18 protein-coding genes and 1 tRNA gene are annotated in these 21,007 nt (G+C 45.3%); 7 read left to right on the top strand and 12 right to left on the bottom strand.

What is annotated here, in order from left to right; all coding sequences use genetic code 11:
- Nucleotides 1–190 precede the first annotated feature (190 nt).
- The 4 genes from AB4209_RS06135 to gap form a co-directional block, all read right to left on the bottom strand.
- Entirely contained in the window at nucleotides 191–1,144 is a 954-nt protein-coding gene (locus AB4209_RS06135; RefSeq protein WP_372055173.1) for a ChaN family lipoprotein, read from the bottom strand.
- Nucleotides 1,145–1,219: 75 nt separating this feature from the next.
- Nucleotides 1,220–2,035, bottom strand: coding sequence for a 23S rRNA (guanine(745)-N(1))-methyltransferase (rlmA, locus tag AB4209_RS06130; protein WP_372055171.1), 816 nt, complete (start codon nucleotides 2,033–2,035; stop codon nucleotides 1,220–1,222).
- A 111-nt stretch (nucleotides 2,036–2,146) separates the two neighbouring features.
- Nucleotides 2,147–3,031, bottom strand: a complete 885-nt coding sequence (locus AB4209_RS06125) for a D-hexose-6-phosphate mutarotase (RefSeq protein WP_372050834.1) — start codon at nucleotides 3,029–3,031, stop codon at nucleotides 2,147–2,149.
- 242 nt (nucleotides 3,032–3,273) lie between these two features.
- A complete protein-coding gene (gene gap / locus AB4209_RS06120) occupies nucleotides 3,274–4,269 on the bottom strand; it encodes a type I glyceraldehyde-3-phosphate dehydrogenase (protein ID WP_017059382.1) in 996 nt (331 codons plus the stop codon).
- Between the two features lie 319 nt (nucleotides 4,270–4,588).
- Between gap and msrB the strand changes: the two genes are divergently transcribed.
- The gene (gene msrB, locus AB4209_RS06115) at nucleotides 4,589–5,026 is read left to right on the top strand and encodes a peptide-methionine (R)-S-oxide reductase MsrB (RefSeq protein ID WP_080582205.1); all 438 of its coding nucleotides are present in this window, start codon (nucleotides 4,589–4,591) and stop codon (nucleotides 5,024–5,026) included.
- A gap of 175 nt (nucleotides 5,027–5,201) precedes the next feature.
- Here the strand turns inward: msrB and AB4209_RS06110 are convergent, their stop codons facing one another.
- Entirely contained in the window at nucleotides 5,202–6,008 is an 807-nt protein-coding gene (locus AB4209_RS06110; RefSeq protein ID WP_017059380.1) for a DUF2989 domain-containing protein, read from the bottom strand.
- 113 nt (nucleotides 6,009–6,121) lie between these two features.
- Here AB4209_RS06110 and AB4209_RS06105 point away from each other — a divergent pair, with 113 nt between their 5' ends.
- Complete coding sequence (locus AB4209_RS06105; protein ID WP_010437067.1) at nucleotides 6,122–6,403, top strand: YeaC family protein; 282 nt, start codon at nucleotides 6,122–6,124, stop codon at nucleotides 6,401–6,403.
- 143 nt (nucleotides 6,404–6,546) lie between these two features.
- Here the strand turns inward: AB4209_RS06105 and ansA are convergent, their stop codons facing one another.
- Together ansA and sppA are read right to left on the bottom strand one after the other, a co-directional pair.
- A complete protein-coding gene (gene ansA, locus AB4209_RS06100; protein ID WP_048611533.1) occupies nucleotides 6,547–7,563 on the bottom strand; it encodes an asparaginase in 1,017 nt (338 codons plus the stop codon).
- Nucleotides 7,564–7,681: 118 nt separating this feature from the next.
- Nucleotides 7,682–9,532 carry a signal peptide peptidase SppA gene (gene sppA, locus AB4209_RS06095; RefSeq protein ID WP_102320043.1) on the bottom strand — a complete coding sequence of 617 codons (1,851 nt, stop codon included), beginning with the start codon at nucleotides 9,530–9,532 and terminating at the stop codon, nucleotides 7,682–7,684.
- Nucleotides 9,533–9,811: 279 nt separating this feature from the next.
- Between sppA and AB4209_RS06090 the strand changes: the two genes are divergently transcribed.
- The 3 genes from AB4209_RS06090 (at nucleotide 9,812) to AB4209_RS06080 (ending at nucleotide 14,687) form a co-directional block, all read left to right on the top strand.
- The gene (locus AB4209_RS06090; protein WP_017070327.1) at nucleotides 9,812–11,821 is read left to right on the top strand and encodes an NADPH-dependent 2,4-dienoyl-CoA reductase; all 2,010 of its coding nucleotides are present in this window, start codon (nucleotides 9,812–9,814) and stop codon (nucleotides 11,819–11,821) included.
- Between the two features lie 207 nt (nucleotides 11,822–12,028).
- Nucleotides 12,029–12,577, top strand: coding sequence for an NAD(P)H nitroreductase (locus AB4209_RS06085; RefSeq protein ID WP_372055168.1), 549 nt, complete (start codon nucleotides 12,029–12,031; stop codon nucleotides 12,575–12,577).
- Nucleotides 12,578–12,692: 115 nt separating this feature from the next.
- Nucleotides 12,693–14,687 (top strand): DNA topoisomerase III, encoded by a 1,995-nt coding sequence (locus AB4209_RS06080; protein ID WP_372055166.1) that lies wholly within the window; start codon nucleotides 12,693–12,695, stop codon nucleotides 14,685–14,687.
- Between the two features lie 18 nt (nucleotides 14,688–14,705).
- Here the strand turns inward: AB4209_RS06080 and AB4209_RS06075 are convergent, their stop codons facing one another.
- The 3 genes from AB4209_RS06075 to AB4209_RS06065 are packed head-to-tail and all read right to left on the bottom strand — an operon-like array spanning nucleotide 14,706 to nucleotide 16,552.
- The gene (locus AB4209_RS06075) at nucleotides 14,706–15,737 is read right to left on the bottom strand and encodes a DUF3080 domain-containing protein (protein ID WP_372055164.1); all 1,032 of its coding nucleotides are present in this window, start codon (nucleotides 15,735–15,737) and stop codon (nucleotides 14,706–14,708) included.
- On the bottom strand, nucleotides 15,715–16,401 hold the full coding sequence (locus AB4209_RS06070) for an SDR family oxidoreductase (protein WP_372055162.1): 687 nt from the start codon (nucleotides 16,399–16,401) through the stop codon (nucleotides 15,715–15,717). Before AB4209_RS06070 ends, AB4209_RS06075 begins: the two co-directional genes overlap by 23 nt.
- 25 nt (nucleotides 16,402–16,426) lie before the next feature.
- Nucleotides 16,427–16,552 carry a hypothetical protein gene (locus AB4209_RS06065; protein WP_017063447.1) on the bottom strand — a complete coding sequence of 42 codons (126 nt, stop codon included), beginning with the start codon at nucleotides 16,550–16,552 and terminating at the stop codon, nucleotides 16,427–16,429.
- Nucleotides 16,553–16,663: 111 nt separating this feature from the next.
- Here AB4209_RS06065 and AB4209_RS06060 point away from each other — a divergent pair, with 111 nt between their 5' ends.
- A complete protein-coding gene (locus AB4209_RS06060; RefSeq protein ID WP_372055160.1) occupies nucleotides 16,664–17,584 on the top strand; it encodes a histone deacetylase in 921 nt (306 codons plus the stop codon).
- Nucleotides 17,585–17,777: 193 nt separating this feature from the next.
- Nucleotides 17,778–19,904, top strand: coding sequence for a methyl-accepting chemotaxis protein (locus AB4209_RS06055; protein WP_017071092.1), 2,127 nt, complete (start codon nucleotides 17,778–17,780; stop codon nucleotides 19,902–19,904).
- A 75-nt stretch (nucleotides 19,905–19,979) separates the two neighbouring features.
- Here AB4209_RS06055 and AB4209_RS06050 read toward each other — a convergent pair.
- A tRNA-Ser gene (locus AB4209_RS06050) sits at nucleotides 19,980–20,070 on the bottom strand.
- Between the two features lie 289 nt (nucleotides 20,071–20,359).
- Nucleotides 20,360–21,007, bottom strand: a 648-nt coding sequence (locus AB4209_RS06045) for an IS5 family transposase (RefSeq protein WP_372055158.1), incomplete at its 5' end; no start/stop codon positions are given.

Genomic DNA, 21,007 nt, shown 5'->3' with positions numbered 1-21,007 from the left:
ATTCGCACATTACATTTTCGTCTGCTTGGTTAAATCGCCTATTTACTAAGCAAGTCTTGTGCCGATAAGAATGTTTGATTTTAGATAGAGTTAGGATGAATGATGGGAACGTGATCAAATTGTGACGATGGGCTAATTATCTAGGATTAGCCCATCGATTCTTTCGCTTAGAAGAGTGGATCAACAGATCCTACTCACACTCTAGGCTAGCGCTGCGTTTTGACAGATGCTTGTATGCCTTCATGCGGTTCTCTTTCTTAACAAAGCGAGCCGGTGGCGAAAGCACTTCAAGCTGATAATCACCGCTATCCGCTGAGATCGCTTCAACTGGGCTGATGATGGCGATTTTTAAATCAGGGTTACGACGTAGAATTGATGCTGCTGTCCCTAAACCACCCTCAGTGTGGAACTTGCCAGCCACGTGAATCACTTGTTTATTTGGGTTCGATGCTAGGTAATCCACAATCGACTCAGCCATGGTTTCGTCCCAGGTAACCTGAGCGGCAAACTGCTTTTCTGTTTGCTCTGGCGTACCGTGGTGCATAGAAGCCATGAACTTTTCTTTGTAAGGGCTATCGCCAGTATCCACTTCGGCGGCAATCCATTGGCGTTGCTCGGTCGATAATTGGTCTAGGTAAGGCAATCCTTTACGGCCAATACACTGCACAAATGGTTTTGGTGCGTTTGCTGCAATAACATCGACGTCGTTGGTTTTTGCGAACTCAACTAATGCGCGGTAATCACTTTCATAGTTCGGCCAAGCTGCCGCTTGAGACATGAGAATTTGTTCGCCAATTTCGCCGTTTAAGTATTGGTCAAGTGTGGCTTGGTGCTCTCGAGTGAACTGTTCCATTGAAAGCGCAATGTTTGATGTTGCGTTGCGGCGCGCTTTTAAGAAGTCGGTTTGGAAGCGGTGAATGGCAGAATGCGTGTGCCATTCGCCAATTAGAACCACATCAGCGTCAATCAGCTGCTCGGGTAATGCATCGAGAGAAAGTGTTTCGCCTTGTGGAGAAGCGAACTGGTAGTCATAGAATGTGGAAACGGATTCCGTTTGAGCCACTTTTTGAGAAGTGTCTTTTGCAGGTTGACTAGCACAAGCCGTGAGAAGAGTAGCTAATCCGATAAGAATAATACGTTGCATGAAATGCCTCCTTGAAGAACACGCATACTAAAGGAGGCAAGATAAGATTTCAATGCAAACGATAATCAATATCAATTAAGTTTGTTTGCGGTACACTCGCAGCATAAAGTCAGCTTCACAGTTGAATTGCTCTGCCTCGGTGAGTTGTAGTTTAAACTCTTCACTCGCCTTCCAAGCAAACGGCGTCATCTGTAGCAGGTCGAATGCATCTGACCCCGATAGTTCCATCATATAGTTTAGTTGCTCTTGATGCTCAAGCGTAAAACCTTCGATCACTTCTGGATCTTCGTCGTGCAAGCGAACGCCATCATAAATTGCATCACGCAGTTGATACAGGTGTCGGCTAGCTGGTGTCACGGTGATCACCACACCATTATCTTTGATGGTGCGTTGTAACTCTTCAGCCTTGCAAGGCGCGTAAATGCGTAGAATTCCGTCTAAGCTGTTTTCAGCAAAGGGTAGGCGATGGCTTGATGCAACTGAGAAGTCGACAGCAGGGTAGCGTTTAGCGGCGTATTTGATAGCAATCTTAGAAATGTCTAGGCCAAAAGTAGCCCCTTTCTTTTCTTGAAGATTCACAGCAATTTCGTTGGTGTAATAACCTTCGCCACAACCAATATCCAATAGGCTAGGCGTCTCTTCTGGTAGATAGCGAGAACACAACGTCACCACCGCTTGGCGCATTGGGTCATAGTGGTTACCTTCAAGGAAGCGACGACGTGCCTGCATCATCTCTTTGTTGTCACCTGGATCTTTTGAGCGTTTGTGGTGCGCAGGCATCAAATTGACGTAGCCTTCTTTCGCTAGGTCGAACTGATGGTTCTTTTCACACTTAAACGTACGATCGTTTTGAGATAAAGGTTGGTGACACAAAGGGCATTGGTAAGTCATGGAGACCTCTAAAGGAGAATAGACAGCGCAAGTGTAACGAGCTAAAACCAAAAAGTAAAAGAGCGACATAAAGCCGCTCAAAAATCGTTTTTTATAACTGTATTTATACGGTTATTGGGCACTAATCACAGTGATCAGTTGGTGGTTTTCACCCGGCCGGAGTGTTTTACCGGCTTCTAGGCTTGGTGCGTGCAGTGTTGATTCAACACACAACATGGTTAGGTAACCGTCGTCTTGCATGTCACCCATACCCGCAGCCCCTTCAGCCCAAGGGTTCCACAGTACTGCTGAATTGTGACCGTGATTTTCAACGGTCAGTGTGCGATCAAATTTTTTGTCAGCAACACAGATTTGTGATTCTGGCTGAGTGTAAACGCGATCAATAGTGTCGGTCAGTACCAGTTCAGATCCACCTTGGCAGATCTTGCCACCTTGCAGGCTATCAATGTACTCAGCACCCATACCAGTGGTGGTTGTGTTGTGGATATCGCCAACGTTTAGGTAAGTGTGTAGTGCACCAGAGAAAGTCCATGGCTGAGAATCAGTGTTCTTCACGTCCAGCGTTACTTTTAGTTGTTCGCCGATCTCAACATTCAAGCGAGCATCAAACTGATGAGGCCATACTGCTAGCGTCTCTTCGCTTGGCTTCAGACCTAAGCTAACAATCACGCCAGCTTCGCTTTCACGGTGTTCAACCAATTGCCATTCACTTGAACGGGCAAAACCATGTGCTGGTGCTGCAATGCGACCAAACCAAGGCCAACATACTGGAATACCACCACGCAGAGCCGTTTTACCATCGAACTTAGCTTGTTGGCTCATCCAAATTAGGTCTTCTTGACCTTGCGGTTGGAATGACACCACATGGCCGCCAAACAGTGAAATCGCTGCGTTTGCTTTATCGTGGATAACGCGAACCAGTTTTACACCTTCGTGTTCAACGATAGTGACGTTGTCAGAAAGTACCGCCAGTGCAGGTAGAGTAGATAAATCCATTACATGATCCTTCTAAGGAAATTGAATTCAAATGCTGACTAGAGTGATGCTTTCGTTTTCATGAGTAACAAGCAGAGTCAGTATTAGAATTGAATTTTGCGTTTGGGCTATCTTGATGAGCTTAGACAGACGCGGTTTAAAAGATAGCAGGCATTAAAAAGGCGACACTAAGGTCGCCTTTTTCAAAGTCTGATCAAAACAGTCTTCGCTAATGCTTATCTAAAGCGATTTCTAAAAAGAAATTACTTAGAGATGTGAGCGATTAGGTCTAGAACTTTGTTTGAGTAACCGATTTCGTTGTCGTACCAAGATACAACTTTAACGAATTTGTCAGTTAGAGCAACACCAGCTTTAGCATCGAATACTGAAGTTTGAACTTCACCGATGAAATCTTGTGATACTACTTGGTCTTCAGTGTAACCAAGAACGCCAGCCATTTCGCCTTCAGAAGCTTCTTTCATTGCAGCACAAATTTCTTCGTAAGATGCAGCTTCTTTTAGGTTAACTGTTAGGTCAACTACAGATACGTTAGCAGTTGGTACACGGAAAGCCATACCAGTTAGAAGGCCGTTTAGTTCTGGAAGAACAACGCCTACAGCTTTAGCAGCACCAGTTGAAGATGGGATGATGTTTTGAGAAGCACCACGGCCACCGCGCCAGTCTTTAGCAGAAGGGCCATCTACAGTTTTTTGAGTTGCTGTAGTAGCGTGAACTGTAGTCATAAGACCAGACTCAATGCCCCACTTATCGTTAAGTACTTTAGCGATAGGTGCAAGACAGTTAGTAGTACAAGAAGCGTTAGAAACGATGTCTTGACCAGCGTAAGATGCTTGGTTAACGCCCATTACGAACATTGGAGTTGCATCTTTAGAAGGACCAGTAAGAACTACTTTCTTAGCGCCAGCAGTGATGTGCTTACGTGCAGTCTCGTCAGTTAGGAAAAGACCAGTTGCTTCAGCAACTACGTCTACGTCGATAGCATCCCACTTAAGGTCTTCTGGGTTACGCTCAGCTGTAACACGTACAGTTTTACCGTTAACGATTAGGTTACCGCCTTCAACTTCAACAGTACCGTTGAAACGGCCGTGAGTTGAGTCGTACTTAAGCATGTATGCCATGTACTCTACGTCGATTAGATCGTTAATACCTACTACTTCGATGTCTGCACGCTCTTGAGCTGCGCGGAATACGAAACGGCCGATACGGCCAAAACCGTTAATACCTACTTTGATAGTCATTGTAGTTGCTCCACAACTTAATTTCTGATTAAAGATAACTGGTAGTAAAATTACAGAATCCAGTATACATCTGCAATAGATAATCCGACTTAACTTGTTTAATGTCAAAAAAAAGCGACGCTTTTCTTAACAATTGGGTGTAAGTGATTGAAAATTGACCATTGCAAGTGGCTCTGTACCCTTCCAGTTGGGTAAAATACCCCTAAATGATGATTCACTTATGAGTGTATATGTACAATGTTTCCTGGTGAGAAAGTATGTGCTACAAAACGACTCATATGCAAGCCTTTATAGAAAAAAGTAAATATAATAACTGAGAATGTGGAGAGATATTAACGTGATTCAAAAGGGAGGAAATATGATAAAGCCTGATGAATACTGGCGTGAGCGCCTAACGGACGATGAATTTTCAGTGTGTCGTGAGCGTGGTACTGAAGCCCCATATAGCGGCAAGTTACTGCACAACCATAAGACTGGCGTCTATAGCTGCACATGCTGTGAAAGCCCTTTGTTTCTGTCGGATAACAAATATGACTCTGGGTGTGGTTGGCCAAGCTTTGATGCCCCAGTGAATGATGAAGCAGTACGCTATATAGAAGATCTAAGTCACGGAATGAAGCGTGTAGAGATCCGTTGTACCGCCTGTGATAGCCATTTAGGTCACGTTTTTCCAGATGGCCCGAAGACCACAGGTGAACGGTTCTGTGTTAATTCAGTGTCGTTAATTTTCAACAAAAATGACGAAAGTACGAAATAACTTGTAACTATTGTCTAATCCTTACAGGTCGCATTTGTCGATTTAGGAAGGCTGAAACGCCCAAGGTTTCAGATTTAACTCTAGTACAAATAAAAACAGCTACTAAAAAGGTAGCTGTTTTTATTTGAAAGCAGGTGAATAACAAGCTTAAGTAAGAACACTATAAATGAAGCGATCAGTAACTCGGGACGATTGAAGGGCTGTAAATTCCATCCTCAATCGCTTCGACGATGTTATCTGCGTCTTTATTTAGCTTCTTATAGGTTGCCTTGTCGAAATGGTACAACACCGTGAGCTCGGCTTCAGAAGCAATCGGCACGTCAAAGTCTTTGGCAACCATTGCCCAAACGTACGCTTTTTCCATATGTCCCAGGCTGTGGTTGATACTGGCCATCGACTTGAAGATTTCAGTGTTGGCTACCGAGCCATTAGAAAGCGTTAGCGCATTATTGAGTAGCTTAAGTGTCTTTATATGATTGCGGGTGGTATAGAAGGTTGCCAAGGCATATTGCATCTCAGCTGTGTTTAACGCTTCAGAGCCTTCTAGTTGTAGGAAACTGCGTCTGGCATTGGTGTCCCCAGTTTGCGACCACAAGAAGTAAAGCGTTTCCGGTGTATCAGATTTCGATAGCTCATCAACAATGCGCTCAGACTCTTCGATACTGTGCATTAAAGAGGTAAAGCGACGCTCTTGCAGCTTAGATTGATCGATCGTTTCGATCTGTGCCGCGAGCTCTAGGCACTTTTTGTAGGCAGTGACTAATTCGAATTCTTTAATTTTGTTGATTTCGGTGGGTTGCTTCTGAACTTCAAATCGATGCCAGATGAGGTCGGTACGTGCGACACGACATTGCCCATCGTTCATGTTCAATTGTTCACACTGAAGACCCGGATTGCTTTGGCACAGTTGATCGGTATTTTTGTTCCCTTCAAGACACCCAACCAGAGTGAAAGGCAATAGGCTAATCGCCAACCATTTCATAATTTCCATATTCCTTCACTTGTGATCAGATGCACTTATTATCGGTCAGGTTCTTGACTCAATTCTGTTACGGGTTATTTTCTGGTGAAAATTGTTAAAACTAAGGCTTTACCATGGATGCAGAACAACTTCTTAGCGCAATGACACCCGAGGTCTACGAACGTTTAACCTACGCAGTTGAAACGGGTAAATGGCCAGAAGGTACGGCGCTCTCAAAAGAACAGCGCGACTCGTGTATGCAAGCGGTTATGTTATACCAATCTAAACATAACTCTGAAGCTCAACATATGACGATTGCAGCTGGTGGTGAGATTAGCTTTAAATCTAAGTCTGAACTAAAGAAACAGTTTAAGTCAGATCAAGAAGACATTGTTAGGGTTAACCCGAATCATTAAGCTTAAATTACAACAAAGGGGTGGCAATGTGCCACCCCTTTTAGTTTAACTCGTTTATTTATAAGCAATAAAACGATTTAGTTCACGTTAAACCGCCGTTACTTTCATAGAATAATTGGGTTTAACGTGAATCCTTGAACAGGTTATAAGCTCATCTCACCGCGCAACACTTGTTGCATCTGAGTCTTCACTTCTTCGTAGCCTAGGTTTTGGCTTAATAGATAATGCAACTTCGCCAGTGCCGCTTCTGGTGTCATATCGTAACCACTGACAACGCCCGCTTCTGCTAGTGCACAACCCGTCGCGTAACCACCCATGTTGACTTTGCCAGCCAAACATTGAGTTAGGTTCACCACAATCACACCGCGCTCTGAGGCATCTTTAAGGTGTTGAAGCAGTTCTGGGTTTTGTGGTGCGTTACCCACACCAAAAGTAAGCAGAATCATCGCGTTAACAGGTTGTAATAGCGTGTTACGGATCACTTCGTGTGAGATGCCTGGGTACATTGTGATTACGCCGATAGGTTGTGGAGTAATGTTATGAACCTTGAAAGCACCTTCAGGTTGTTCGTTTACCTTGACGTTATTGCTAAGTTGGATATTGATACCCGCCTCTAGCAATGGATTCAGGTTTGGAGACGTAAACGCATTGAAGCCATCTGCGTGTGATTTTGTGCTGCGGTTACCACGCATCAACTTGTTGTTGAAGAACAGTGTCACTTCATTGATAGGGTAGTTTGCAGCAATGTGTAGCGCATTCAGCAGGTTTGCTTGTCCGTCTGAACGAAGCTCTGCTAGTGGGATCTGAGAGCCGGTAACAATCACAGGTTTGCCGAGGTTTTCAAGCATGAAAGACAGTGCAGAGGCAGTGTAAGCCATAGTGTCTGTACCATGCAGGATAACGAAACCATCGTACTTATCGTAGTTCGCGCGAATGTCATCAGCGATAGTCTGCCAATCAAGTGGCGTCATATCTGAAGAGTCCATTAATGGAGAGTATTCGTGAATGGTGTACTCAGGCATCTCTGGGCGATGGAATTCAGGCATGCCAGCTAGCTGCTTATCCATGAAACCTGCGACAGGAACATAGCCGTGGTCAATAGACTTCTGCATGCCAATTGTGCCGCCGGTGTACGCGATATAGATGTGTTTTCTTTCCATGGCGATTAATACTTAGTGTGATGTAGGGAACAGGGGGGCGATTATAGCGAATTATCATGCAATAAAAAGAGGCACCTCACACAGAGGCACCCCTTAGTTATTGAGTTATTGGCTCAACTTATTGAACTTGGCAATTTAAGCAGAAAGCGTATCGGCCTTGTGGGTCGTTAAAGTTGCCTAACAGCTGGCTATCTTGAGCTAACTGCTGAGTAACAGGCTGTAAACTGCTTGGTATCATCGATTGAATATCTAGGCCTATCGACATCTGAACTTGGTTCATAAATTCTTGAATAAATTGTTCAGTGGCCGAAAGTGGCTCTTCTACCCAGTAGATGTTGTAGCTTTCAAGCTCTGCAAGTGAAGCCGCAGCTGCAACCGCATCATCGAAATCACCAATCTCATCGACTAAGCCTTTCTGAATCGCATCTTGACCTGTCCAAACTCGACCTTGAGCAATCTTGTCGACAGCATCGACTTCTAGGCCGCGATTTTCTCCAACTAGGCTGATGAATCGGCGGTATCCGTTTTCAATGCCCATTTGGAACGCGTCTTTCGCGCCATCGCTAAGCCCAGTTGTGATACCAAGACCTGAGAAAGGTGAGGTGCCAACGCCATCCGTGTAAACACCAATATCGTTCAACCCTTTTTCGAAGGTGGTGATAACACTGAAGATACCAATTGAACCCGTTAGTGTGGTTGGCTGAGCTAGGATCTTATCCGCACCCATCGAGATCCAGTAACCACCCGAAGCAGCAAGGCTCGACATCGACACAACAACCGGTTTACCCGCTTGCTTGATCGCTTCTATTTCATTACGGATAACTTCAGAAGCAAAGGCACTGCCACCTGGGCTATCGACACGAAGTACAACCGCTTTCACTTTATCGTCGTTACGTGCTTGGCGCAGTAGGGCTGCTGTGGTATCGCCGCCAACGGTGCCACGTGGTTGCTTGCCATCCATAATTGCGCCGCTCGCTACAATCACGGCAACGTCGTGTGATTCACTAGTCATGTTTGGAAGCATGGTTGTACGGTATTCGTAGTAACCAAACGCGTTGTAGCTGTCTTGGCCGTCACTGCCGAAAACATCGGCAAGCTCTAGTCGAACTTGCTGGCGTGTCGCTAGCTCATCCACTAAGCCAAGTTTCTCGGCCAGTTTTGCAATGTCACCGTCCACAGACTCAAGTTCTTTCAAGAAGGTGTCCATGCTTGGGTTCAGTGTCTTAGCGTCTATTTGACGGTTGTTGCTGACGTCATCAACGTACGCACCCCATAGTTGGCTTAACCAACGAGAAGCGGACTCTTTCGCTGCGTCTGACATGTCATCACGAATGAAAGGCTCAATAGCTGACTTATAAGTGCCCACACGGAACACGTGCGTGTTTACGTCTAGTTTCTCTAACAACGTTTTGTAGTAAAGCGAGTAAGCGCTATAGCCTTTAAGAAGAACCCCACCATCTGGTGATAGGAAGACCTTAGTTGCGTAGCTGGCTAGGTAGTATTGGCTTTGGTTGTAAAAGTCACCCACCGCATAAATCGGTTTGCCTGTTGCTTTGAACTCATTCAATGCTTTAGCAATGTAGCGTAGCTTGGTCAGGTTGGTTTCTGGCAGCTCTTTGAGAGCTAAAACGATACCAGTAACCTTGTCATCGTCTTTTGCGTAGCGAATCGTTTCAACGATATCAAACAGGATGTTCTCTTTTGGAAGGTCTTTGCCAAGTAGTGAACCTGTGACCGAATCCATCGGATTGATATAGCGGCTTTGTTCCACAATAGGGCCAGACAAATTAAGCACTAAAGCCGAATCCTGAGGAACCGTCGGTTGAGCCGTATCTGAATGGAAGTACACAAAGTAGATGATGGCGATACTGAGTAAAAAGACTAGGTTAACCAGCGCAAGACGTACAAACGTAATGAGCTTCCAAATCCCTTTAAAGAACATGCCTATAAATTTGAATATTTTTTTCATTCTGTCTCCGCAGTGAGATCACGTCGCTTTAACAAGCCGTAGTACCATTAATCTCAATAATATGAACTGCTTAGTATCCTACGATAATTCCCAAGCTCAAACTACACCAAGAATTGTTAATCGATATATATTCTCATTAAGTGTAGTCAAATTAAGGGCTTCTGAACGATTAATACGTGCAGCATTATGATCGGTGTTACAAAAATGTAAACGGTTGTTTGAACTTTTGGTAATTGAACTATACTGTGGTCAGACCACAAGGATAAAATAATAGAAGTGATGTCTGCCATGTACCCACATTTACTTGAACCACTCGATCTTGGATTTACCCAGTTACGTAACCGTGTATTGATGGGATCAATGCATACAGGTTTAGAAGAAAATAAAGAAGGTCTCCACAAACTCGCCGCGTTTTATGAAGAGCGAGCAAAAGGAGGCGTTGGCCTTATTGTTACTGGTGGTTTCTCTCCTAATTTACGTGGCAGATTAACCCCATTCAGTGCTGAATTCAGTAAAGTAAAGCACGCTAAAGCGCACCAAGTTGTTACCGAAGCCGTCCACAAGCACGGCGGTAAAATTGCGCTTCAATTGTTGCATGCAGGTCGTTATGCGATGCACCCATTTGCGCAAAGTGCGTCTGGCATTAAAGCGCCTATCGCTAAGTTCGCTCCAAGTGAGATGAGCCCTCGTCAGATTAAAAAGACCATTGGTGCCTTTGCCAACAGTGCCGAACTCGCCCAAGTCGCGGGTTACGACGGCATTGAGATTATGGGATCTGAAGGTTACTTGATTAACCAATTCATCTGTAAACGTACCAATATGCGTTACGACGAATGGGGCGGTTCTTATGAGAAGCGCATGCGTTTCCCGCTGGAGATTGTTAAATCGATTCGCGAAGCAGTGGGTGACGACTTCATTATTATTTTCCGACTGTCGATGCTGGATTTGGTTGAGCAAGGCAGCACCTTTGAAGATGTTGTTCTATTGGCTCAAAAGCTGGAAGAAGCAGGCGTGACTATTATCAATACCGGCATCGGTTGGCATGAAGCGCGTGTTCCGACTATCGCGACACAAGTACCACGTGGTGCATTCTCTTGGGTGACGGAAAAAGTGAAACCATACGTGTCGATCCCAGTGGTGACATGTAACCGAATTAATACGCCAGAAGAGGCCGAACGTATTCTTAGCTCTGGGCAGGCTGATATGGTGTCTATGGCGCGTCCATTCTTGGCAGACCCGGATTTTGTTAATAAAGCAGCTCAAGACCAAGCTCAGTTCATCAATACCTGTATCGGTTGTAACCAAGCTTGCCTTGATAACGTGTTTAAAGGTAAACGTGCGAGCTGTTTGGTGAACCCACGCGCTTGTTACGAGACTGAAATTGTTGTTCAGCCAGCGCAAGCGACTAAGACCATTGCGGTTGTTGGCGCAGGCCCAGCCGGTTTAGCTTGTGCGACGACACTAGCCCAGCGTGGACACAAGGTTGACTTGATTGAGAAAAATGACCGTATCGGCGGCCAGTTTAGATTAGCAATGCAGATACCGGGCAAAGAAGAGTTCAGAGAAACGATTCGTTATTTTGCTAACCAAATCGATGCATCCGGCGTGAATCTGAAACTGGATACGGAAGCAACGTTTGAGATGTTGTTGAAGTACGATGAAGTGGTGATGGCTGCTGGCGTAGAGCCAAGAAAGCTCGATATTGAGGGCATTGACCAAGAAAACGTGGTCGATTACCAAACCTTGATTCGCGAAAAGACACCAGTAGGCGAAAAGGTCGCGATTGTTGGTGCTGGTGGTATCGGTGTCGATGTGGCAACCATGCTGACAGAACCGACTTCACACAGCCTAGACGATTGGCTGCATGAGTGGGGCATCGATAAGAATATGGAACACCCAGGCGGACTTTACCCTTACCCTGATTCATTCAGCGATAAAACGGTGTGGGTGATGCAGCGTAAAGCGGGTCGTGTTGGTAAAGGTCCGGGCAAAACTACAGGCTGGATTCACAAACGCACACTAGAAAAACGCGGTGTTAATCTACTGGGTGGCGTGAGCTACAACAAGATTGATGACCAAGGTCTGCATATCAGCGTTGGTAAGAAAGAGCAGGTGCTGGATGCTGACTCGGTTATCGTATGTGCAGGTCAGGTGTCAGTTCGTCCATTCGAAGACATGTGGCAAGAGTTTGGTGGCAAACTGCATGTGATAGGCGGCGCCGATTACGCGGGTGAATTGGATGCAGTACGCGCAATTCGTCAAGGTGTTGAGCTAGCGATTAAGTTATAGAATCAGCTATCAAACTGTAATCTTATCAGTAGATATTGTTACTTAATTTGCTGAGTTAGATTTTGAACAAGGCTCCTAAGTCATAGATTTAGGAGCCTTTATTGTTTCTAATCTAGCCTAAATGGACAGCCGTTGAGATTTATTATCGTTTGTATTCTGTGCTAAAGTTCAAGTATACAAATAATAAAGAAATAGTAAGGACTTCAAATGGATGCTTTGGATCTATTGCTCAACAGACGCTCAATCGCAAAACTCTCTGATCCGGCACCTGAAGGTGTGGCGTTAGAAAACATCATCAAAGCAGGGCTGCGTGCTCCAGACCACGGTGCACTAACACCATGGCGCTTTGTTATCGCGCAAGGTTCAGGCCTACAAAAGCTTTCAGACATCTTGGTGCGCGCCGCTGAAGCGGATGACAGCGAAGAAGCGGTTATCGAGAAAGTAAAAAAAGCGCCGTTCCGAGCTCCAATGGTGATCACCGTGATTGCAAAAGTCACCGAGCACGAGAAAGTGCCTGCTATCGAACAACATCTGTCTGCGGGGTGTGCTGTACAGGCGATGCAAATGGCTGCAGTCGCACAAGGTTTCCAAGGCTTTTGGCGCTCAGGTAAATGGATGTTCCACCCAGAAGTACACCAAGCATTTGGCCTAGAAGGCGACGATGAAATTGTTGGTTTCCTATACCTAGGCACTCCTGGCTGTACACCAATGAAAGTGCCAGAGCGCGACTTCTCTAAGTTTGTTGAGTTCTTATAAAGAAAGCAGAAGCTTGAATAGTGGAATGCTAACTGTATAAACAACCAGTTTTTCTTGATTTATTAGAGCCACATTAGATAATGTGGCTCTAATTGTTTGTAGCATCTGGAAAAACATGTCTCGCCTTATTATTGCTGAAAAACCAAGCCTCGGCCGCGCGATCGCCGCTGCACTACCTAATCCACAAAAGAAAGACCAAGGGTTTATCAAATGTGGCAATGGGGATGTGGTGACTTGGTGTATTGGACACTTATTGGAGCAGGTTGAGCCGGATGCTTATGACGACCGTTATAAGAAGTGGAATTTAGCCGATCTTCCTATCGTGCCGGAGCAATGGCAGCTAAGACCGCGTAAGACTTCAAGCAAACAGCTCACGGTGATCCGAAAGCTATTGAAGGACGCCACTCAAATTGTTCACGCCGGAGACCCGGATAGAGAAGGGCAGTTGCTGGTTGATGAAGTGATTGATTACTGCAAAGTCTCTAAGGCTAAGAAAGAGTCGATGGACAGGCTACTGATCAGCGACTTGAACTTACCTGCCGTAAAACGTGCACTTTCTCAAATGCGCAGCAACCGTGACTTTATTCCGCTTTCTATTTCCGCATTAGCGCGCTCTAGAGCCGATTGGCTGTATGGCATGAACATGACTCGTGCTTATACCTTACTCGGTCAAAAGGCCGGCTACCAAGGTGTGTTGTCGGTCGGACGGGTACAAACGCCTGTACTTGGTTTGGTCGTAAGGCGCGATGAAGAGATCGAAAATTTCATTCCCAAAGATTACTTCACGCTGCACGCTTTGATCCCTTATCAAAATAACGGCCAGAGCTTTGATATTCGCGCACGTTGGAAGCCAAGCGAAGCATGTAAACCATGGCAAGATGAAGAAGGGCGCGTGCTCAATCGAAAGCTGGTTGAGAATGTGGCTAACCGAATTGCGAATCAACCCGCGACGGTGACGGAATCAGAGCAAAAGCAAAGTAAACAAGCTGCGCCACTGCCTTACTCGCTGTCAGCTTTGCAGATTGATGCGTCTAAGCGTTTTGGTATGAGTGCTCAGCAGGTGTTAGACACGTGTCAGTCATTGTACGAGAAACACAAACTCATCACTTACCCACGTTCTGATAGCCGCTATTTGCCTAAAGAGCACTACTCACAGCGAGAGTCGATCGTAGACGCTATCGCTAACAATGCCAAAGAGCTGCAAAGTGGCGCTCAAGGTGCGGACCTTTCTCTTAAATCAAAAGCATGGAACGACAGTAAGGTCGATGCTCACCACGCGATTATTCCTACTCCGAAGAAGTCATCGGTGAACGGCCTGTCTGCCAACGAGATGAAAATCTATCAGCAAATCGCTCGTCAGTATCTAATGCAGTTTTACCCACCTGCGGTTTTTGCTGATGCTAAGCTGGTCTTTGATATCGCTGGTGGCGTGTTCATCGCAAAAGGGCGTCAGCTTATCAACCCGGGTTGGAAGGTGTTGATGGGTAAAACGGATACCGAAGAAAAAGGGGATGGCACGGATACGGTTCCTCCATTGGATAAAGGTACGGTGTTGACGTGCCGTGAAGGCGTGATTGGTGATAAGAAAACTGAGCCACCAAAACACTTCACGGAAGCGACATTGCTTCAAGCGATGACAGGTATCGCGCGTTTTGTTGCGAACAAAGATCTCAAAGGCATTTTGAAAGAAACCGATGGCCTTGGCACAGAAGCAACCCGTGCGGGTATTCTAGATACTCTATTCAAAAGGCAGCTGCTAACGCGCCAAGGTAAGAGTATTCACAGTAGCCCTGCGGGCAGAGGCTTGATTCATGCCTTACCTGAGGATTCTACCTTCCCAGACATGACGGCACATTGGGAGCACCAGCTGCAAGGCATGGCAGAACGAAATCAAGCGTATCAGCCTTTCATGCAAGCGTTAGAAAGCAAGATTGATGGTTTAATGGGTAAAGTAAAAACGGGAGAAGTTCCTGAATCACTCCGCCACCTTCCTAAAGTCGAGAGACCTGCCTTCAAACGCCGTAAAGGCGGTGGGGCGAAGAAGTCTTACGCCAAGACAGGTACGTATGCTAAGAAAGGTACTTCCGCTAAAAAGAGCACTAAAAGCTAAGACTTATTGAGGTTAGGATTAGCGACCGACTTTACGGCCACAACGTTTAAACAGTTGCTGCCAATAGTCAACATGGCGACGAGTGGATGATCGAAAGGCTTGATGTGCATCTTGGATGGGAAAGTAATAACTGTGCAGTTCAGGTTGCGCGTCAAACATTCCTAGTTGCGGGGCTATGTGCTGATAGTAGCCATCCAGTTGCGCCATGTAAGGCTGAACCTTGTCAATATACTGTTGTTCGAACACATTGTTGAGATAGCGAAACTTAGTGGTGTCTCGTTGTTTACCACAGATGATCTTGTCATCAAAAGTTGTCAGCTGTTTGGTGATGGTATCAAGCTCAACTGACGCCCGAGCGAGCGAGTAGTACAAATCCCCAAGCGTCGAACTCTTCTCTAATCTTTCTTGAACTGCGGTGGTTTTACCGGAAGCGAGCGGTGTGTTTAACGCTAGATTGATATGCTCTAGTGCGTCACCTGTTTGTCGAACTTGTTCTCCGATATCAGCACGCAACCACTGGCTACCACGCATTTGCGACTGCATAGCATCGCTGGCATAGATGAGATTCCATTGATGCAGTGGAAACTGTGCGAGTTTCTGTTGCTCAATTTCTCTTAGTAATTCTACGATCTCTGGGTCTAATTCATTACTGGATAAACATTTGCCCACGCCTTCAAGTAGCGCGACTTGATAATCGTAATTACGAAACTCATCCGCGACCTTGCCCAGAACCGAATTTCTTTCTGCAATCAGATTGAACAATCCACACTGACGAAGCTGGTAGCTGTCGATGAGGCCGATAGAGAGTGAGGGCACGTCAAGCAGCAGTTCTCGTTTTCTCGGTAGGCTTTCAAATTCCCATTCCTCTATTATCTCGTCAGCATCTTGTACTCTGGCTATCTTTGTTTGATAGTCGTCGAACAAGTCGCCGGGGCCATCACTGAAACAGCCAGCTAGCATCACTGTTAGACAAAACAGCGTTGAGTGCTTAACTAGGTTTGAGAGATGCCCTGCATTCATCTGTGGATTACCAGTCAATTTCGCTGCCATCGAAATTGAAGAAGTGACCACTCACTTCGGTATTCGCTGACTCGATGACTTCAATCAGGCCGGAAGCTGAAGTGTCGGTGTCGATCAGAGCATTAGGGCCACCCATTTCAGTCTGCACCCAACCTGGATGCAGTGCTAACACCGTAAAGCCATCATCGGTTAAGTCGTTGCTTAGGCTCTTCACCACGGAGTTTAGAGCGGCTTTAGAGGAGCGATAGATATAACCGCCGCCTGAGGTGTTCTCAGTCATACTGCCGACTCTAGAGGATAAACAAGCGACCTTTTTGATATTGCTGCCTGCTAGTAGAGGCAATAATGTTTCGACAAGCTTCAGTGGAGCAATCGTGTTGACTTCGAATACACGACGCCACTCTTCAACATCGGTATTACCCAGCCCGTAGCCTTTAGGGCCATAGTAGCCAGCGTTGTTGATCAAGATATCAATCGACTCTATTTGCGAAGGGAGTTGGCTTACTGCTTGGTAATCGGTTATCTCTAATTGAATACAGGTAAGGTTGGTGTTGTGGTCTGCGAGTGAGAGCAGTTCTTTTGCTGAATTGTCATCACGATAAGTCGCGTACACCTTGTGATTACTTTCCAAGTATTGTCGAGTCAGGCTTAAGCCAATGCCGCGGTTCGCTCCAGTAATAAAAATAACGCTCATGGTGATTCCTTTTCAGTTCAATTAGTTAAGTTTGATGGCTTAACACGAGAAAATCAACGCTCCACCAACTGGCCATTAGCATTCCTACAAAAATCATTACTGCTGCCGCTGAGCCGCAGATCACCCCAAAGATGAGTATTACGTTTTTCATTGTTATCTCTTTTCTTCAATTGATAGTAACGATAATCATTATCCTTAATTAGGGTTGTCGCCAAGTCTGAGACTGTTATGATTTTGAGAAAGATACGCAATTAGCCTGATTATGATTCCTTTAATTTACCACCCAATCTATTCGCAGTTACCTTTACCAGAAGGTCATCGTTATCCAATCAACAAATATCAGTTGTTGCATAGTGCTGTTGAGGCGCTAATGGATAGCGATCCACAATGGGGTAATGCATTCGAAATGTTCCAGCCAATGCCTGTTTCGATAGAACAAGTAAAGCAGGTACACGATAGTGAATATGTCGATTTGCTTGTATCTGGTAATTTGCCTGCAGCAAAGATGAGACGCATCGGTTTCCCTTGGAGTGAGCAACTTATCGAAAGAACACTCTACTCAAGTGGTGGAACCTGCTTGGCCGCTGAAATGGCAATAGAGAGTGGTTTAGCGATTCATTTGAGTGGTGGTTATCATCACGCGCATCATGATTTTGGCAGTGGTTTTTGTTTGTTGAACGATTTGGTCTTAGCGGCAAAACACGCGCTGACCTTTGAACATATCGATAAAGTGCTGATCGTTGATAGCGACGTTCATCATGGTGATGGCACAGCAACTCTTTGCCAAGAGAACGACGGCATCATTACTCTGTCGTTCCACTGCGACAAAAACTTTCCTGCACGAAAGCCATTATCCGATTTAGATGTGCCGTTAAGTCGTGAAACAGAAGATGCAGAGTTCTTACGTTGTTTTGAACAAGTCACTAAGTTAGCGATTGCTCACCATCAACCTGATCTGATTATTTATGATGCGGGGATCGATATCCATCAAGACGATGAACTGGGTTATTTGAATGTCTCGACACAAGGGATATTTGAACGCGACTGTTTCATGATTGAATTAGCGAGATCAGAGTCTATTCCGATGGCCAGCGTAGTCGGTGGCGGATACCGCACTCAACACCAAGATCTGGTGCCGATTCACATGCAACTGTTAAAAGCGGCTTATCATGTTTACAGTTAGCCTCTCAAATTGGCGCCTGATAGCTCATTGAAATGATGGTGTGAAATAAGCGCATATTGCACCATAAAAGACACAGCTGCACCATTATGGATCATTTAAAGTTCTTTTTTATTAATTAGTTACGTATTTGTGTGATTAATTGTGGTCTGTAAATTGCTTTACCCATGTGTCTATAAAAACACAAGGGATAAAAATGAACCTGACGGACAAGGAACGTAGTTGGCTTAATTGGTTTGGCGCAACAGGAAAACTGGCTATGCGCAGAGCTTGTTTCCTCAATAGAAGTAGGACGGAAGAGCTTGAACAAGCTTTTGAAAGTATTGCTCACACGCGAGTTCAACTTCTGCATAATTGGGTCAAGAATCAATGGGATTTTTTAGAAGACTCTGCGGTTTATTTAGCAAGTCGAACGGAAGAACAAGCTCAGGGGACGTTAGCTAGCCTTCTTAAACGCAGTACGGATTTTTCTGAGTTGGCGATCGTCGATGCCAAGGGGATCGCACAAGCATCGAGTTATCATGAACATATAGGGGTTACTCTTGGAGACAAGAAGGCTTTAGTTGAAGGGGCTTCAAAGCGTTATCTTCATGGGCCGTATATGGATCCACGCACGTTGAACGTAGGGGCTTCGAGTTCATCGTTTCATGACCAAGTAACGCTGATGTTTTATGTCCCCTTTTCTCGGGATGAAGGGGCGCCGCAATTCCTATGTGGTCGTGTTCCAAATGATGTTATTGGTGACATTATTCAAAGAGAAGCGGGGCATATTTATAGCGAGTCGGGTGATAACTATATCTTTATGGTCGACTCCATTCATGATCCTCATACTCAGCCGGGTGTTGCGCTCTCTCGTTCTCGCTTTGAAGATAATACCTTTTCACACGGCGAGAACTTAAAGCAAGGGATTCATACTGATTGGGGAACGGTTAAGATCCAGCACCACACCGAATTTGAGATTCGTTTTACAGACCCAGCCACTAATCAGCTTCACCCAGGCGTAAGAGAAACCATTAAAAATGGCAATAACTTGTTTATTGGTTATCCGGGGTATTCTGACTATCGCCACATACCCGTTATTGGCAAAGGTATCACTTTTCAATTGGATGGTTCACCAGATACCTTTGGCATGATGTGTGAGTCCGATTTAGAAGAGGTCTACAGAGACCGAAGTCTAAGTTATACCTTATCTAAGCACTTTATTAGCTGCATGCTACTGCCTCTATTTGTTCCATTACTGTTTGCCAACCTTTATACACTCACACCTTTTATGCAGAGTGGCATTATGTTCGCTTGCGCGTTGCTTTCATTGGGCTTATTCCGTTTAGTTAGCGCCAAACCACTAGCGAAGAAGATTCATGAAATGACCGGGGTAATGCAGACCTTAGCTGAAGGTGATGGCAACTTAAGTCGGAGACTTGATCCCACCACATTCAGTCATAATGAACTTGGCAACTTAGGGCGCTGGACTAACAGTTTTATCGACAATTTAGATAACACGGTGAGTGAGTTGATCCATGCGAGTCACGAAGTTAGAGAGGTTTCGGAATCGATGTTTCGTCGCAGTGTCGTGATGAAGCAAACCAGTGATGATGCATCACAAGCGTTAAGCAATATGCTTCAGTTGAGTCAGTATCAACAGAGCGAAATTACTCATGCGAGTGTCTCAGCAACGCAAATGGACACGGTGATGAAACAAGCCGTCCTGAGCGCAGAGAAGGAGTACAATCAGTCCGTCGAAGGCATGGAGATTGTTCGCAATATCGTAGAAAGCTCGGCGCATAGCGTGAATGAGGTGAATAATGAAATGACTAAGGTGTCTGACATTATAGATATCATTACTGACATTACCGCGCAGACTAACCTTTTGGCCTTGAATGCGGCCATTGAGTCGGCAAGAGCAGGTGAACACGGGAGAGGGTTCTCTGTCGTCGCTTCTGAAGTAAGAACTCTGGCTGACCGAACTTCACAAGCTGCTAACCATATTAGTGACCTAATGAAAGAGCTGCATAGTAAGTCTCGCAGTGCTGTTGAGTCCATGGAGCGAGGTGTCGAGAATGTGAGTAAAGGAAACTTAACAGTCGACTCAAATGCTCGCAGTGAGCAAATTCAATCAGCGGTGAGTGACCTCTTTACCACGATGTCTAACTTAGATGAAAACAGTCAGAAAAATGGACAAACGGCAGATAAAGCCCAACGTTCAATATCTGACTTACAACTGTCTACTAAGCAACTCGCACGTCGAGTGTCCTTGATGGGCAATGCATTGAGCCGTTTAGACCAATTGATTGGGCGTTTTGAAGTGAGCCGAAAGGTGGCGTAGTGGAAAATACGTAAGTTCTTTACGCAAACGCCAGATACAAAAAAGCCGCTGATTTCTCAGCGGCTTTCTTTAAAGTGGTGGAGGGATAGGGATTTGAACCCTAGAACCGCTATTAACGGTTGCCGGTTTTCAAGACCGGTGCTTTCGACCACTCAGCCATCCCTCCAATGGCGCGTATAATATAAGGGTGGCTTTCGCTTGTAAATACCCTTATTAACTGACTGCTTTTTTTATGAACGCTTTTTGGTGTTTTTGTTCTGAATGATTATTTATTGTTCGGTTTATTAAGAAGCCGACAAAATCTAATATTCAATAAGCCAAGTATTCCCAACTTTTGTTATACGTGAAGTGTTTCTGTGCTATTAAAAAAGAAAGTATCTAATTGGCTTGCAGGTAAAGTTGGCTTTGTTGCGTAATTAAATTTAAAGATAGAACAACCCCGTTTCGCGTATTTCTTAATCAATACGACAAGTTTCAGGCATACCTAACCCAGTAAGCTTGTTCAACGCTTTTATCATCGCGTAAGTTTCACCCACCTGTGCATTGTAATTTCTTAAGCTCAATCGTCCTCCTAGCAACTGTTTAACTCGATACATCGCTGTTTCTGACAATGAACGTTTGTGGTATCCATACCGCTCTTTCCAATACCTATTTGAGCCGTATAATTTCTGGCAACCCACGGCGAGATTTCGAGGGTGACCACGCTCCCAGAAGGCTGCCCCTTCTCTTGGGGGAATAAGCGCAATGGCTCCCTTCATCTTAATAGCAGCGTGACACGCTCTCGTGTCGTAAGCGCCATCACCAGACACCTCAAGGATACTTCGGCGTGTTTGTTTCAGTAAGTTCGGGAGTACTTCGCCATCTGTAACCGTCGATAAACTTAGCTCGGCGGCAATGATCTCATGAGTGTTGGTATCGACGGCAATATGAAGCTTTCGCCAGACTCTACGCTTGCCATCCGTACCGTGTTTTTTGACTTTCCATTCACCTTCGCCATAAACCTTAAGGCCAGTTGCATCAATGGCTAGGTGTTGTATCGCTCCTCTCGTTTTAGTCTTAAATGAGACCTCAACTTGCTTGGCCCTACGACTGATGCAGGTGTA

Source organism: Vibrio sp. 10N.286.48.C11 (assembly GCF_041469805.1).
Lineage (GTDB): Bacteria > Pseudomonadota > Gammaproteobacteria > Enterobacterales > Vibrionaceae > Vibrio > Vibrio crassostreae_C.
Note: the sequence above shows the minus strand (reverse complement) of the source record. Positions and strands in the feature narration are given on the sequence as shown.